Below are 16099 nucleotides of genomic sequence, written 5' to 3'. Positions count from 1 at the left end.
TTCGAATTAGGCTACGAATAAGCCCTAGACTATGAAAAACCAGCCCAACATGTTCACCAAATGTGCTTGGAAACTGGTGAGGAGAGCAATATGACAACAAAACCTGAAACAGCAATGTTATCCGGCGCTGAGATGGTGGTGCAGTCTCTTATTGAAGAGGGTGTAGAACAAATCTTTGGTTACCCAGGTGGTTCTGTACTTGATATCTATGATGCGCTGCATGCGAAAACAGACGAAATCAAACACGTATTAGTACGACACGAACAAGCCGCTACTCATATGGCAGATGGCTACACTCGTTCTACCGGTAAACCGGGCGTAGTACTGGTATGTTCGGGTCCTGGCGCAACCAATACCGTAACGGGTATCGCAACGGCGTACATGGATTCGATTCCAATGATCGTTATCTCTGGTAACGTACCAAACAATCTCATTGGTAATGATGCCTTCCAAGAGTGTGATATCGTCGGTGTATCTCGCCCGATCGTTAAACACAGCTTTCTTGTTAAGAAAGCGGAAGATATCCCTGAAGTTCTAAAAAAAGCATTCTATATTTCAACGACAGGACGTCCTGGTCCTGTCGTTATCGACTTGCCAAAAGATGTATTAAATCCGCAAATTAAGCTTCCTTATCAATACCCAGAAACGATCAAAATGCGTTCGTACAACCCAACGGTTACGGGTCATAAAGGTCAGATTAAGAAGGCACTAAAAGCACTTCTTGAAGCGAAAAAGCCAGTACTTTATGTCGGTGGCGGTGCGGTTATCTCTGAGGCCGATCAACAGCTGATCAAATTGGCTGAAGCACTGAATTTACCTGTAGTAAGCACTTTAATGGGGCTTGGTGCCTTCCCGGGCACGCACAAGAACTCTCTAGGCATGCTTGGCATGCACGGTTTGTACGAAGCCAATATGGCGATGCACAACGCCGATCTTATTTTTGGTGTCGGTGTACGTTTTGATGATCGTACAACCAACAACCTAGATAAGTACTGCCCGAACGCAAAGATCATGCATATTGATATCGACCCGTCGTCGATCTCTAAGAACGTGAAAGTGGATCTGCCAATCGTAGGTTCTGCGGAAAAAGTACTAGAGAGCATGGTTAACCTACTGGTTGAGCAAGGCGGCAGCAATGATGCTGAAGCTCTGGAAAGCTGGTGGAGTGAAATCAAGCAGTGGCAAGATCGCAACTGCTTAGCGTATGAAAAGTCTTCTGAGTGCATTAAGCCGCAGCAAGTTATTGAAGCTCTGCACAAAGTAACCAATGGTGATGCTTACGTTGCTTCTGATGTTGGCCAACACCAAATGTTTGCAGCGTTATATTACCCATTTAATAAACCGCGCCGTTGGATTAACTCTGGTGGTCTAGGCACTATGGGCTTTGGTCTGCCTGCTGGAATGGGCGTTAAGTTTGCTAAACCAGATGAAGAAGTTGTAGTGGTAACCGGTGACGGCAGTATTCAAATGAATATCCAAGAGTTGTCTACGGCGCTGCAATACAATATCCCAGTTAAGATTATTAACCTAAACAACCGTTTCTTAGGAATGGTTAAACAGTGGCAAGACATTGTTTATCAAGGTCGCCACTCTAACTCATATATGGACTCTGTTCCTGATTTTGCTGCAATCGCGGAGGCTTACGGTCACGTAGGTATGCGCATTTCATCTCCGGATGAACTTGAATCAGGTTTGGAAAAAGCACTGGCGATGAAAGACCGTTTGGTATTTGTCGATATCAGTGTGGATGACACCGAGCACGTATACCCAATGCAGATTAAGGGCGAGGGTATGGATAACATGTGGCTAAGCAAAACGGAGAGAACATAATATGAGACACATTATTTCACTACTAATGGAAAACCAACCGGGTGCGCTTTCTCGTGTGGTTGGTTTGTTTTCTCAACGTGGCTACAACATTGAGTCGTTGAACGTATCGCCAACCGATGATCCAACGCTTTCTCGTTTGAACGTGACGACCAACTCGAGCGAAATGCAGCTTGAACAGATTCAAAAGCAACTGCACAAGCTGATCGATGTACTAAAAGTGCAAGAGGTGTCTGAGCTTGAACACATCGAGCGTGAGCTCTTGATGGTTAAAGTACGTGCGAGCGGTTTTGCTCGTGCAGAAGTGAAACGCACAGCGGATATCTTCCGTGGTCAGATCGTTGATGTGACGGCTTCTCAATATACAGTGCAAATGGCGGGTACGAGCGAAAAGCTGGATGCTTTCATTCAAGCGTTGTCTGAAGTGACTGAAGTACTTGAAGTGGCACGCAGTGGCGTTGTGGGCATCGCCCGTGGCGAACGCGCGCTGAAAGCTTAAACAACAAGCACTTAAAAAATAGTTTTATAGCCGCTTTTTTAAGCGGCTTTTATTTTGTTAATTTTATAGAGTGCTATAATCCTGCGCTTCACGCCTTCTTTTACTCGAGTTATCAATGAGAAATAGTAAATCGATAATTACATTGCTGATTATTTCGATAACACTGTCTGCTGCAGTGGGTCTTTACTATTTACAACGTTACCAAGAAGTAAAACAACAAAGTTTTGATTACTCTGCGAAACAAGCCCTTCATCAGTTGGTTTACGCAGAACGAGATTACAAGCTCTTAAAATCTCAGTTGGTTTCGGTGATGAAACTACTGAGTCATAGTCAAAGCCTTGTTAATTTCGCTTCCTCCCCCTCTGAACAAACCAAAAGCCTCCTCGAAGAGGTATGGCAGTCTGTGTTAGTGAACCAAAAATGGTATACACAAATTCATCTTATCGATGTTGAGGGTAAAGAGCTGGTCCGAGTTAATTATTCCTCTGCCACGGGCGCTGTGACAATACCTCAGCAATTACAAGATAGGTCTGACTCTAGCTACTATCATTTTGCTAAGAGCTTAGAGCATGAAGATATTGGTGGTTGGGGAATTGAGCTTGAAACCGAACATGGTGAATTGGCATATCCTTATAAACCGGTGTTTAGAGTCTTCACGCCTGTTGAAACTCCGGAGAAGCGAGTCGGTTATTTGGTGATCAATCTGGATGTCTGGGGGTTGTCTTCACGTCTTAATTTCGCACCTGATTATGATTTTAGAGCTGAAGTCGTCAATGGTGAGGGTTATTACATTGCGAGTCCAAACAACAGTAAATTGTTTGGCGATTCTGTTCCTGAAAGGAAAGGCTTCAACCTAAAAAATATCGCACCTCAAACATGGGAAGCCCTCTCTCGACAACAAATGGGCACTGTGTTTGAAGATGGTAACTTGTTCGCGTTTAACACGGTTCAGTTAGCTAATAATCAAAAGATGCACCTTGTGATTCAATTGAATCAAAAACAACTGCTCGCTAGAGCTGAACGTGATCTAAATGATCTTGCCCATGAAGAGATCATAGTGCTTTTCACTGTGTTGCTGTTCGCGTTCCCATTTGCTTATCTGGTGACGCATTATCGACGTCGTAGCTTAGAGAGTAAGTTAGCACGCGCAGCGTTGAATGGCATGTCTGCCGTGATGATCACTGATAAGCAGCATCGTACTATGATGATCAACAACGAGTTTGAAAATATGACCGGTTACAGCGAAGCACAAGTTATCGGTCATAATGCGCTGCAACTTCTGTTGGAAAATACAGAGCAGCAGATCACCAGCGAATCCATCTGGCGACACCTAGACAACGAAGAAGTGTGGGAAGGGGAAGTGCTGTGTAAAAACAAACTGCGCATCCCTTTTACCGCTATTATGCGTGTCCATGCGGTCAAGAACAGTTCAGGGAAAGTAAGCTACTACATTACTTCGCTGGTGGATATATCAGTAAGGAAAGAGCTCGAAGTTCGTCTGCGTTTTCTGAGTGAGCGAGACGCTTTGAGTAACCTTTGGAACCGTCGAAAGTTTGAAGAGCAGTTAGCTTATTATTCTCGTTTGGTTGAGCGTTACCCAAATGAGGCGACTACTTGTTTAGCTTTAGTCGATATCGATAACTTTAAGCGAATTAATGACGAGCTTGGTCATGATGAGGGCGATCGTGTGATTGCAAGAGTAGCTAAGCTTCTACAAGACAGCCTCCGTAGTACCGATTTTGTGGCGCGTGTTGGTGGGGAAGAGTTTGCACTGTTGATGCCGCACACCTCTTTATCAGAAGCGAAGCGTGTATTGGACCGGCTGCGAATCGAGATTGAGTTATCTGCGGGCACCAAGGTAACCGTCAGCGTCGGTTTCACTGATTTGACGAGTAACAGTACCCGTTCATACAAATGCGCAGACGTCGGCCTTTACGAATCGAAATCCTCTGGACGAAATACCGTCTCGATCTGCCCTAGCTATGCGGATGTTGCTTAGCTACAGGCTCTATTTACTCCTAAATATCCTCCCGCTTTCCCATCGAGTACTCTTTATATAGCTTGCAACTCAGTAAGTGATGAAGCCGTTTCTTCTGTGTATATATGAGGAATCTCATTTTTGAGCGATCTATGTCACAAATTCTATACGGTTAGACTAAAGTCTAATGTTGGCGAAAATTTGAGCTAAAATGAACAATGAGTAAACTACCTTGCTTCAGATTACATCGTGTTAAGCGGTGTGATAAATAGAGTGTTTACCAGATATTAAAGGGATGACACCGTTAACTTAATTCAGCTGGTTAGCTAGCTTTTTCAATGAGTTGAAAAGCAGCAGTAGAATTAGGTTAGCTGGAGCAAGAGTTTGGGGATCATACAGTCTGGTTGAAAGAGGCGTGGTATGTTTGTCGATTTTTTAGTGAGATTAACCATAGGTACATTGGTCATTCTTGGTTTTAAGCTGAGTGCTTTGTATTTCTTACCTATGGTTTTACTGCTCAATACTCATCACAAAGAGTTTTTTGGGTGGTAGCCAGCTTGATGCTGAAAAACAAAAAACGGAGCTGCTAGGCTCCGTTTTTATTTGTTCAAAATTTATCGCTGCATTAAGCCGCTTCGATAACTTCTTCAATTCGCTTCATTGAACCAAGTAGGTGCTGATCAAGCAGCTCTGTCGCTTGTTCTACGTTTTTTGACAGCACGAGTTTCATGATCATTTCGTGCTCATCAATATTGAACAGATCATCTGATGCACTTTCTGCTGACATCGCTAGGAAGCGGTACCGCTTTACTTGATTGATCAAATCTTCAAAGAAGCTAAACATGTTCTCTGAGTCCGCACCTTCAAGTAGCGCAACGTGGAATTGTTGGTGACGTTCTTCCCATTCCACACAATCAAACTCTTCAGATACGTGCTGTACTCGAGAAAGCTTATGGTAAGAAGTCAGTACATCCAGTTCCCAAGTTTCATCCCCCGCAGAAATGGCTTTTTTCAGTAGAACTGAAGACACGACACGCAAGCTTTCATAAAGATCATTCAGCTCTTTCTTTGACACTGGCGATACCCAACAGCCTTTTTGCGGCTCGAGTTTCACGTATTTGCTCCAAGATAACTGTACTAGGGCTTCACGAATCGGAGATGCGCCAACGTTGTATCTGTTCTTTAGATCAGCAACAACGAGCTTTTGGCCTGGGGCTAACTCACCATTAAGAATATCTTGGCGAATCATCTTTGATACTTTGTCAGTGAGAGTAGGACTAGACATTACAAACCTCATGTATATTTGATTTCTAGTCTGCTAATCCGTCTCTTAGAAAGAGTCCATTGGAAGTTAACAGTACGTAGTTCTATTGTGATTGATAATACAGCGTACTGAAAAGTTAGGCAAGATTTTGTTTCATAAAAAAAGAGGGCCGAAGCCCTCTTTTATATTTTATGCGAATCGGTTCATTCTTATAGAACGTGAACAGATGCCGTGTTTGTAGTGCCTGAAGCTACTAGAGCACCAGAAACCATTACAACGATGTCGCCTTTGCTGCCGAACTCAGCTTCAAGTGCGTATTCTTTACCCATTTTGTAGAAAGCATCTGTGCTGTCGATAGACTCAACAAGAACTGGACGAACACCTTTAGTAAGAACAAGCTGAGCAGCTGTCTTTTGGTTAGTTGTCAGTGCAATGATGTTTGCAGTTGGGAAGTACTTACGTACTGAACGTGCAGACTTGCCGCCTTCAGTAGCAACGATGATTAGAGGAGCAGCTAGCTTCTCAGCTGTGTCTACTGCGCCTTTACATACTGCTTCAGTGATGCGTAGACGTGGGCTGTCTAGACGAGAACCTAGCTCAGCTTTAAGAGCTGAATCAGTACGGTTCGCGATTTGAGCCATGATAGTAACAGCTTCAACTGGGTATTTACCTTTAGCCGTTTCGCCAGAAAGCATTACAGCGTCAGTACCATCCATGATTGCGTTCGCAACGTCACCCGCTTCTGCACGAGTTGGACGTGGGTTGTTGATCATAGAATCAAGCATTTGAGTTGCTGTGATAACCATCTTACGTGCACGGTTACACTTCTCGATCATCATTTTCTGAGCGAAGATTACTTCTTCAGCTGGGATTTCAACACCTAGGTCACCACGAGCAACCATGATACCGTCAGAAAGCTCAAGGATTTCGTCGAAGTTATCTACACCTTCTTGGTTCTCAATCTTAGAGATGATGTGGATATCGTTGCCGCCGTTTGCGTCTAGGATCTCACGGATCTCTTTAACATCAGATGCTTTACGGATGAAAGATGCAGCTACGAAATCAACGCCTTGCTCACAACCAAACTTAAGGTCAGCTTTGTCTTTCTCAGAAAGAGCTGGAAGTTGAACAGAAACGCCAGGAAGGTTAACACCTTTGTTTTCGCCTAGTGCGCCGTTGTTAAGAACTTTACACTTAACTTCAGTTTCAGTAGTAGAGATAACTTCCATTTCGATTAGGCCGTCATCTACTAGGATTGTGTTACCAGCGTTTAGGTCAGCTGCGAAACCAGCGTAAGTTACCGCTACAGTCTCTTTGTTACCTACAACTGAAGTATCAGTTGTGAAAGTGAATTCTTGACCAGCTACTAGATCTACGTCGTTACCGCCTTCTAGCTTGATAGTACGGATCTCTGGGCCTTTAGTATCAAGAAGGATAGCAAGTTGCTTACCTACTTTGTCCATTACTTCGCGGAAGTTCGCAATACGAGTGCCGTGCTCTGCGAAATCACCGTGAGAGAAGTTAAGACGCATAACGTTCATGCCAGCATCTACTAGTTCAGTTAGCTTCTCTACAGATTCAGTTTTAGGGCCAATCGTACATACGATTTTGGTCTTTTTCATGGAAGGTACTCTCCGGTAAGTATTGTTACAATTTGAAATTTATTTAAGTTCTGAAGATTGGTCCGCTACATCAACATTTTGTGCCTGTTGAGTAAAATCGCGGGACTTCCAATATGTCCTTCAGAGTTGTAAGTCTTTCATCAATTTTAGTCATTTTATGACCAAAAGATTTTGATTCAACATCGGGTTTCTGTGACTTACACCAATATATCAGGTGAAAGTTGCAAAAAAATAACGGTCAGTTTTGTAATTTTTTTTCTTTTCGGGTGCGGATTCTACCACCTAATCAATTCAATATCACTGCTTAACAATTGTCTTAGGACAAGGTTTTATCGCTATTTATTAATTTTTTGGATCAAAATAAATGGACTAAATAGTTTCGTTGTAACTATAATATGTTTCATATCGAAACTTACTGGTCTTTTTTAAATGTCGAAACGAAACACTCAGCTCAGAAGACATGCAATTTCTAACCTAGTGAACGAAAAAGGGGAGGTTAGTGTTGATGAATTGTCCGCTAAGTTCGAAACCTCAGAGGTCACTATTAGAAAGGACTTAGCGTCTTTAGAGAAAAACGGTCAGCTTTTACGCCGTTATGGTGGTGCGATTTCGCTACCGAAAGAGGTTGTGAACGAGGAATTGGGTCAAAAAGTTTCGACTCGAAAGGTTTCGTTAGCGAAAGCAGCTGCAGATTTAATTCGCGACCATAATCGAATCGTGATCGATAGCGGCAGCACAACAGGTGCCCTAATTCAGCAACTAAACAGTAAGCGTGGTTTGGTTGTCATGACCAACTCGTTGCATGTGGCTAACGCGCTCAATGAGCTGGAAAGTGAACCAACGCTACTCATGACCGGCGGCACTTGGGATACCCATTCGGATTCTTTTCAAGGCCAAGTCGCAGAGTCAGTGTTGCGTGCGTACGATTTTGACCAACTATTTATCGGGGCTGATGGTATCGACCTCGACAGAGGCACAACCACGTTCAACGAACTGGTTGGCTTAAGTAAAGTGATGGCTGAAGTGTCACGAGAAGTGATCGTGATGGTTGAGTCAGAAAAAGTGGGACGAAAGATCCCTAATCTAGAGTTGGCGTGGGATCACATCGACATCTTAATTACAGATACAGACTTGAGCAAAGAATCTCAGGCAAGTATTGAATCACATGATGTTCGAGTGATCTTAACGGATCCAGCTTAACAACTTATTTTAACTATTATGCATTTAACTTCCTATAATTGATCTTAATAAAGACATGGCCTTTGCTTGCTGCCAATAGGAATAAACGAAATTGATGGAGTCAAACTATGTGTGGAATTGTTGGTGCAGTAGCACAGCGTGATGTAGCCGAGATTTTAGTAGAAGGCCTTCGCCGCCTAGAATACCGTGGCTACGACTCAGCGGGTGTCGCTGTGGTTGATACCGAATCAAATCTAACTCGCGTACGTCGCCTAGGTAAAGTACAAGAGCTAGCAGACGCGGTAGAAGAGCAACAAGTGATTGGTGGTACAGGTATCGCTCACACTCGTTGGGCAACACACGGCGAGCCGTCTGAAGCAAACGCGCACCCACACATGTCTGGTGACATTGCGGTAGTGCATAATGGCATTATCGAAAACCATGAAGCACTGCGTGCAATGCTGCAAGAGCGTGGCTACGTATTTTCTTCTCAAACGGATACTGAAGTTATCGCTCATCTAGTGGAGTGGGAACTTCGCACTTCAGCTTCTTTGGTTGAAGCACTGCAGAAAACAGCAAAACAGTTGGACGGCGCCTACGGTACCGTTGTGGTTGATCGTAAAGATCCTAGCCGTATTGTTGTGGCTCGCTCTGGTAGCCCTATCGTTATCGGTTTTGGTGTGGGTGAAAACTTCCTAGCATCAGACCAACTTGCACTACTAAGCGTAACTCGCCGCTTCATGTACCTAGAAGAAGGTGATGTTGCTGAAGTAACTCGTCGTGATGTGACGGTATTTGACGTTGCAGGTGAGCGTGTTGAGCGTGAAATCGTTGAATCAAATGCAGAGCATGATGCAGGTGACAAAGGTAAGTACCGTCATTTCATGCAGAAAGAGATCTTCGAACAGCCAACGGCGCTGATCAACACAATGGAAGGCCGCATCTCAGATACTTCTGTTATCACTAACGCGATTGGTGTTAAAGCCGAAGAGATCCTAAGTAAGGTTGAACACGTGCAGATCATCGCATGTGGTACGTCTTACAACTCTGGTATGGCTGCTCGTTACTGGTTTGAGTCTCTAGCTGGCGTAAGCTGTGACGTAGAGATCGCTTCTGAGTTCCGTTACCGTGACTTCGTTGTTCGTCCAAACAGCCTGCTTGTTACTCTGTCTCAATCTGGTGAGACGGCAGATACACTAGCAGCACTTCGCCTTGCGAAAGAGAAAGGCTACATGTCAGCGATGACAATCTGTAACGTTGCGGGTTCTTCACTGGTTCGTGAATCTGACTTCGCATTCATGACTCGCGCAGGCACCGAGATCGGTGTAGCTTCAACTAAGGCTTTCACAACTCAACTTGCAGCAATGCTGATGATGGTGACTTCAATTGGTCGTCTACAAGGCCGTATCAATGAAGAAAAAGAAGCAGAAATCGTGCAAGCGCTTCACCAACTGCCGACTGACATTGAGAAAGCACTGGCGTTGGATAAAGAGATCGAAGCACTAGCGACAGACTTCGCAGACAAGCATCACACGCTTTTCTTAGGTCGTGGCGAATACTACCCAATCGCAATGGAAGCGTCCCTAAAACTGAAAGAGATCTCTTACATTCACGCTGAAGCATACGCTGCGGGTGAGCTTAAGCACGGCCCTCTAGCTCTGATTGATGCCGATATGCCTGTAGTGGTTATTGCACCAAGCAACGACCTACTAGAGAAACTGAAATCAAACGTTGAAGAAGTACGTGCACGTGGTGGTCTACTTTATGTATTCGCAGACCAAGATGCAGGCTTTGAGAGCGATGAGAACATGAAGATCATCAAGATGCCTCACGTGAGTGAAGTCACTGCACCTATCTACTACACAGTTCCAATGCAGCTACTGTCTTACCACGTAGCACTAATCAAAGGTACTGACGTTGACCAACCTCGTAACCTAGCGAAAGCGGTAACGGTAGAGTAAGTTAACTTAAACCCTTAAATAGACGAAAGCCCATCATCATGATGGGCTTTTTTGTGCATGCTATTTAGTAAATCTATATTCAGCTTATAGTCGTTAAGCGTTAAGCGTTAAGAGCTTGCTCTAGGTCTGCAAGGATATCTTCGATGTGTTCAATACCGACTGATAGGCGAATCATCTCTGGTGATACACCGGCTTGTTTCTGTTCAGCTTCGCTTAGTTGACGGTGCGTTGTCGACGCTGGGTGACAAGCAAGAGATTTTGCATCGCCAATATTTACCAAGCGCTTAAAGATTTGTAGCGCGTCATAAAAGCGAACACCCGCTTCGTAACCATCCTTTAAGCCAAAAGATAAAATCGCCGATGGCTTACCTTGCATGTACTTTTCAGCAAGCGGGTAAAATTCTGAACTTGGTAGACCTGCGTAGCTTACCCAGCTGACTTTCTCATGTTGGCTGAGGTATTCAGCTACTTTCAACGCGTTCTCTGTATGGCGCTCCATACGTAACGACAGCGTCTCTAAACCTTGCATCAGCATGAAGGCATTCATTGGCGACAAAGCTGCGCCTGTATTGCGTAGTGGAACCGTTCTAGCGCGACCAATAAATGCAGCCTCACCAAAGGCTTCGGTATAAACCACACCGTGATAAGAGGGCTCAGGTTGATTAAATACCGGGAAGCGCTCTTTGTGTTCTGCCCATGGGAATTTACCTGAATCGACAATCACACCACCCAAGGTTGTACCGTGACCACCCACGTACTTTGTTAGTGAATGGACTACAATGTCAGCACCAAACTCAATGGGTTTACACAGCACTGGAGTCGCGACGGTATTATCGACAATCACAGGGACACCTTGCGCGTGGGCAAGTTCGGCGACACGCTCTAGGTCGATGATATTACCCGCAGGGTTACCGATACTCTCACAGTAAACCGCTTTGGTTTTTTCATCGATAAGCTCTGCTAGGCTCTCCGGTTTATCGTCTTTAGCAAAACGAACTTCAATCCCTTGGTTTGGCAGCATGTGAGCAAACAAGGTGTAAGTACCACCGTAAAGCTGAGGTGTTGAGACAATGTTGTCACCGATTTGTGCCAATGTCTGAATCGCGTAGTTGATTGCCGCGCTGCCTGCACTTACCACTAAGCCTGCAATACCTCCTTCTAAGGCGGCCATGCGCTTTTCTAGCACATCATTGGTTGGGTTCATTATGCGAGTGTAGATATTGCCTGGAACTTCTAGGTTGAACAGATCAGCACCATGCTGAGCATCGTCAAATTCATAGGCAACGGTTTGGTAGATAGGAGTAGCAACGGATTTAGTGGTTGGATCGGTTTCGTATCCGAAGTGAATCGAGAGTGTTTCGTCTTTCATGTTTCTTCCCTGAACTATTGAGCGATTTATGTACACTCATATTGCCGATTTTTTTATAAAAGAAAAGTAAGTTCAGTCACAGAGAGGCTATTAGCATTGTGTACTGTGGAGTTCACTCATTCAGGGATGTATTGATACGAGTAGGGCGTAAAGAAATAGCGAGCTTAAAAAAGCAAAAAGCCAGAGCAGCATAAACTGTTCTGGCTTTTCTAATTTGGTGGCCCCTCCCAGATTTGAACTGGGGACCGAACGATTATGAGTCGTAAGTTTTCTTGTTTCATTAAATCTCAATATGTGTCTCAAAATCCTATTCTTATTGATATATAAGAGTTATTAATTTTGCCTTATCTCATTTCATCTTCCAAACTGACTTTAAGTTACGTTCTAACTACACCCATAACTACACCACATTTTCGTGGGTGCACTATGTAAGGAAAAGGAATGGCTATAACACAAAAGGAAATCGTAGGGCTTAAATCCAAGAGTAGTGCTTATTATGTTTGGGATAATGACAGAACAAGAGGTACTGGTAGGTTAGGAGTTAAAGTACTTGCTAGTGGTCACAAGAATTTTGTATTTAGGTACTTTAAGGAAGGACGCAGACTATTTATTCAGCTTGGGCGTTTTCCAACTTTAAGTCTGGTTGATGCTAGAGCAAGAGTTCAGGAATTAGGGTTGATGTTAAAGCAAGGTTTAGATCCTAAATATGAACTGGCTAAAGAAGCGCAGAACCGAGAGGAAAAAAGGAAAGAAGATGAGAGCAAAGGCTCTGTGCAATTTCTGTTTGAGAGCTATGTTAGTCAGATGGTCAAAGATGAAAAACGTACGGCTTCAAATGTACTGCAAGCTCTTGAGAAGGAAGTTTATCCTTTTATCGACAAGCGAACAAAAGCGTGTGATGTAACCACTGGCCAGTTAGTTGAAATTATCGCTCATATGATTGAACGTGGAGCACCAACACAAAGTAACCGAGTAAGAAGTTATTTGCACGCAGCATTCAATTATGGGCTTTCACATGACAATGACCCTGCTCATTTCCTACGAAGTGACAAGTTTGGCTTGGGCTTTAACCCTGTATCATTGATACCTAAACAGAAGCATGCTGAGAAGGTAGGTGAACGTTACTTAACTTTTAGCGAGCTATATAAGTTCATTGATGATATTGAGTTCGATTTAGTAGGGGTTCGAGCTTCTGAGGCAATGAGGAATCTAATACTGATTTGTTTTCATACTGGTGGCCAACGGCCTTACGAAATAGCTGCTTGCCAATGGGAAGCTATTAACTGGGAAGAGCGGACTTGGCATGTGCCGCCTGAAATTTCGAAAAATAAGCGTAGCCATCTCATTCCTTTAACTACATCTACTTTAGAGATTTTAAAGAGACAGCAGATAGTGGCAGGTGATAGCTCTTTTATATTTCCACACTTTAAAAAGAAAGATGCCCATATGAGGCTAGACTCATTACGAACGGCCATCACACGCTATCGAGAAGACCACCCTGAAATAGAGCATTTTATTCCTAGAGATTTTCGTCGGACATGCAAGACTTTGATGGGAGAGATGGGAATTAGCAAGGCTTTAAGAGATAGGCTACAAAACCATGCTTTAAATGATGTCAGTTCTAAGCACTATGATCGATATGATTATTTGACCGAAAAACGTCAAGTGATTGAGCTGTGGGAGCGTAAACTGAATCAAGTTGATGTGGAGAATTTGAATATTGTAAATATTCGTTAACTATACGATTGGAAGGACAGATTTCTTAGGGGCCAATTCATTTACTGTTACAAAAATCAGAACCTAGTTTTATTAAATAGAGCTCGTTTTTATTTACACTGACTATGACGTCGATAGTAAAGGTAGACGTGTGTTTTTATTAGGAAGTGATGATGAGTGAAGTTTACAAGTTGTATGAAGAGGCAAAGAAGCTCTTTAAGCAACGAGAATATGAGTTGGGTCTTCAGCTTGATAAAGATAGAGCCAGAATGGCCGACCGAGAGAAGTTTACAGAGTTATGCCAGTCTATTGGCTTAAATCGAGCACAGGGTTACAAGCTTGCACTCAAAGCTCGCTATGGGAAAAAGTACCCAGAAACAATACGTATGACACACCAGGAGTTTGACCGATGGCGTAAGGGGAAAGAAAAACTATAAGTTCCTAATCGCCACTACCAGAATTCGGAATCCGAATTACTCATTGAACGGTGCTGAACCTGACTCTCCCCAGAATTCGGAATCCGAATTACTCATTGAACGGTGCTGGATCTGACTCTTCCCAGAATTCGGAATCCGAATTACTCATTGAACGGTGCTGAATCTGACTCTTCCCAGAATTCGGAATCCACTCATTGAACGGTGCTGAATCTGACTCTTCCCAGAATTCGGAATCCGAATTACTCATTTGAAGTTGCTGCATCTGACTCTTCTCAGAATTCGGAATCCGAATTTCTACCGCGCTTCGCTTGGTCAAATCTTAGATAAGTAAGGCAAAAACCGCCTTACTTACAAAGATTTTTCAGTTAGTTTATATCTAATTTTTACTTAGCCTTTTTAAGGTATTGATATGTAAGGTTAAAGCCTCTTTTCCTCTTTTACAGATACTCAAAGTAATACTAAAGTGCTTGCGCAAATAGCCTCGTTGGATTTTTTTTCTTCAGACTAGTTGTGTCATCTAAAGAGAACAAAGGAGAGTTTATGACACACAATCGAATTATGTCCTTGAAAGAGGTTTCTGAGTCAGTTGGTCGTAACCCAAGAACAATTTGGCGTTGGTGGGCTAAAGACAAGTCATTCCCTAAGCCAATTCAAATCAATGGCCGTTGTCTTGGGTGGAGAGAGTCTGACTTTGTTGAGTGGCTAAACCAACAAGGTGGTCCAGTATGAGCAAAACTGAGAAAGGACTAGAGCCTATATTTGTTGATTGCAAGCAACTAGGAGCTCAGACGAAAGTCCTGAACACATCTGATAACTTGAAAGTGTTACTGAGCTTTTTAGGTTTTGAACCATTTTTAAATAGGATGACTTTAGAAACTGAAGTCATCGCTAGTGGCAAAGTGCTATCTAATGAAGTCGTGAGAAGCGAACTGATAAGCGCTTCATCTAGATATGACTACCCAAGAGCAGGAATAGATGATCACTTTCATGTGTTGGCTAAAGAAAATGTTTATCACCCGATAGAAAGGTATTTGGACAGTAAAAAGTGGGACGGTACTTGTAGGTTAAATTCAGTCGTTGGTTGTGTTCGCTCTAAGCACTCTCAACTTACGAGTATCATATTGAAGCGTTGGCTCGTCGGCTGTATTGCCTCTATATATGAAGATAATTTTAAAAGTAAGCTTGTTCCTGTGCTTCAGGGAGAGCAGTCTTTCGTTAAAACTGCTTTTATAGAAAGAATGGCAAAGATTGTACCTTATTCATTTCTGGAAGGGGCTGAACTCAACCCTGACAACAAAGATAGTGTGTTGTCATGCATTCGGTCATGGATCATTGAGCTTGGTGAGTTGGAGCGTTCTACCAAAAATAGCCAAGGAGCTTTGAAGGCTTTTATATCAAAAGAGGTTGATACGGTAAGGCCTCCTTATAGCCGAATTGACGTTAAAAAGCCGAGGCAAAGTCATTTTATTGCTACGGTTAACGGGACTGACTTCTTGAAAGACCAAACGGGGAACTCTCGTTATGCGGTGATTGAGCTTACCGCCCCAATTTTGATTGATGATGTGAACACAATCCTAGGTTGGGAATATTCCAAATCAGGCCGTCTTGAACTCGTGTATCCAGAAAAACTTTGTCAGTTTTGGCTTGAAGTTAAATACCTATATGAGGCTGGAGAGGCATGGGCATTGTCTAGAGAAGAGCAAGTTCAAGTAGATACCATCTCAAAAATGTACGTGGATAAAGGGAACTGGTATCAACTTCTTGCTGAGCATATCCATCTTTATGCCAATCGTCCTGCTCATAATTTAGAGTGGTTGGCACCTAAACAGGTCTGCGATTTGATAGCTATCCCTAGTAATAATGTTGCTCATGTTGGAAGAGCTTTAAAACTATTGGCAAGGGAAGGAGTACTTCAATCCCGTCATCAGAATGGCTATACCAAGTACCTTTTTCCCTTTGTTCATTTGTCTGCTCAGCAATAGAAAAATTTGTTCTGGATATTTACTTCACTTCCTTCACTTTCTTGGGGTTTAAGTCAAACCGAAAGATAAAGTGAAGGAAGTGAGGGAGATCTTTCCCCACTTTTTCTTGTGTTTTTGGGCTAGTTTAGTTCGGGAATGATAGAATTTTTCGGCTTATGAGATTTCTGTTCGATTTAATCCATATTGCAATTTAAGTGGGAGCTTTGGTAGAAGAGTTTATGAATACCAATGATTGATTTGAAAAATTAGCTGAGCTAAGCTAACA

General features: G+C 43.2%; 13 protein-coding genes. 9 read left to right on the top strand and 4 right to left on the bottom strand.

The features are described from left to right. The first annotated feature begins 90 nt into the window (after positions 1–90). The 3 genes from F0251_RS09650 (at position 91) to F0251_RS09640 (ending at position 4325) form a co-directional block, all read left to right on the top strand. The gene (locus F0251_RS09650; RefSeq protein WP_008219987.1) at positions 91–1830 is read left to right on the top strand and encodes an acetolactate synthase 3 large subunit; all 1740 of its coding nucleotides are present in this window, start codon (positions 91–93) and stop codon (positions 1828–1830) included. A 1-nt stretch (position 1831) separates the two neighbouring features. Beyond that, positions 1832–2326: an acetolactate synthase small subunit gene (gene ilvN / locus F0251_RS09645; RefSeq protein WP_008219984.1), complete on the top strand. Its 495-nt coding sequence runs from the start codon at positions 1832–1834 to the stop codon at positions 2324–2326. A 115-nt stretch (positions 2327–2441) separates the two neighbouring features. Continuing rightward, a complete protein-coding gene (locus F0251_RS09640) occupies positions 2442–4325 on the top strand; it encodes a diguanylate cyclase (RefSeq protein WP_105059013.1) in 1884 nt (627 codons plus the stop codon). A 604-nt stretch (positions 4326–4929) separates the two neighbouring features. Here F0251_RS09640 and F0251_RS09635 read toward each other — a convergent pair. Then, on the bottom strand, positions 4930–5601 hold the full coding sequence (locus F0251_RS09635; RefSeq protein ID WP_081090364.1) for a GntR family transcriptional regulator: 672 nt from the start codon (positions 5599–5601) through the stop codon (positions 4930–4932). Positions 5602–5777: 176 nt separating this feature from the next. Next, complete coding sequence (pykF, locus tag F0251_RS09630) at positions 5778–7190, bottom strand: pyruvate kinase PykF (protein ID WP_008219975.1); 1413 nt, start codon at positions 7188–7190, stop codon at positions 5778–5780. A gap of 429 nt (positions 7191–7619) precedes the next feature. On the opposite strand from pykF, the gene F0251_RS09625 reads away from it, so the two are divergent. Together F0251_RS09625 and glmS are read left to right on the top strand one after the other, a co-directional pair. Further along, a complete protein-coding gene (locus F0251_RS09625) occupies positions 7620–8390 on the top strand; it encodes a DeoR/GlpR family DNA-binding transcription regulator (RefSeq protein ID WP_171730874.1) in 771 nt (256 codons plus the stop codon). Positions 8391–8497: 107 nt separating this feature from the next. Beyond that, positions 8498–10330: a glutamine--fructose-6-phosphate transaminase (isomerizing) gene (gene glmS / locus F0251_RS09620; protein WP_171730873.1), complete on the top strand. Its 1833-nt coding sequence runs from the start codon at positions 8498–8500 to the stop codon at positions 10328–10330. Between the two features lie 100 nt (positions 10331–10430). On the opposite strand, the gene F0251_RS09615 is transcribed toward glmS, so the two are convergent. Further along, the gene (locus F0251_RS09615; protein WP_105059011.1) at positions 10431–11699 is read right to left on the bottom strand and encodes an O-acetylhomoserine aminocarboxypropyltransferase/cysteine synthase family protein; all 1269 of its coding nucleotides are present in this window, start codon (positions 11697–11699) and stop codon (positions 10431–10433) included. A 441-nt stretch (positions 11700–12140) separates the two neighbouring features. Here F0251_RS09615 and F0251_RS09610 point away from each other — a divergent pair, with 441 nt between their 5' ends. Further along, positions 12141–13436 carry a site-specific integrase gene (locus tag F0251_RS09610; RefSeq protein WP_171730872.1) on the top strand — a complete coding sequence of 432 codons (1296 nt, stop codon included), beginning with the start codon at positions 12141–12143 and terminating at the stop codon, positions 13434–13436. A gap of 152 nt (positions 13437–13588) precedes the next feature. Next, positions 13589–13852: a hypothetical protein gene (locus tag F0251_RS09605; RefSeq protein ID WP_171730871.1), complete on the top strand. Its 264-nt coding sequence runs from the start codon at positions 13589–13591 to the stop codon at positions 13850–13852. Positions 13853–13940: 88 nt separating this feature from the next. Here the strand turns inward: F0251_RS09605 and F0251_RS09600 are convergent, their stop codons facing one another. Beyond that, entirely contained in the window at positions 13941–14114 is a 174-nt protein-coding gene (locus F0251_RS09600; protein WP_171730870.1) for a hypothetical protein, read from the bottom strand. A 278-nt stretch (positions 14115–14392) separates the two neighbouring features. Between F0251_RS09600 and F0251_RS09595 the strand changes: the two genes are divergently transcribed. Both F0251_RS09595 and F0251_RS09590 read left to right on the top strand, forming a co-directional pair. Next, positions 14393–14581: an AlpA family transcriptional regulator gene (locus F0251_RS09595; RefSeq protein ID WP_061033557.1), complete on the top strand. Its 189-nt coding sequence runs from the start codon at positions 14393–14395 to the stop codon at positions 14579–14581. Further along, positions 14578–15834, top strand: a complete 1257-nt coding sequence (locus F0251_RS09590) for a VapE domain-containing protein (RefSeq protein ID WP_171730869.1) — start codon at positions 14578–14580, stop codon at positions 15832–15834. Before F0251_RS09595 ends, F0251_RS09590 begins: the two co-directional genes overlap by 4 nt. The last annotated feature ends 265 nt before the right edge of the window (positions 15835–16099 follow it).

It is taken from the genome of Vibrio sp. 070316B, from assembly GCF_013114115.1.
GTDB lineage: Bacteria > Pseudomonadota > Gammaproteobacteria > Enterobacterales > Vibrionaceae > Vibrio > Vibrio chagasii_B.
Note: the sequence above shows the minus strand (reverse complement) of the source record. Positions and strands in the feature narration are given on the sequence as shown.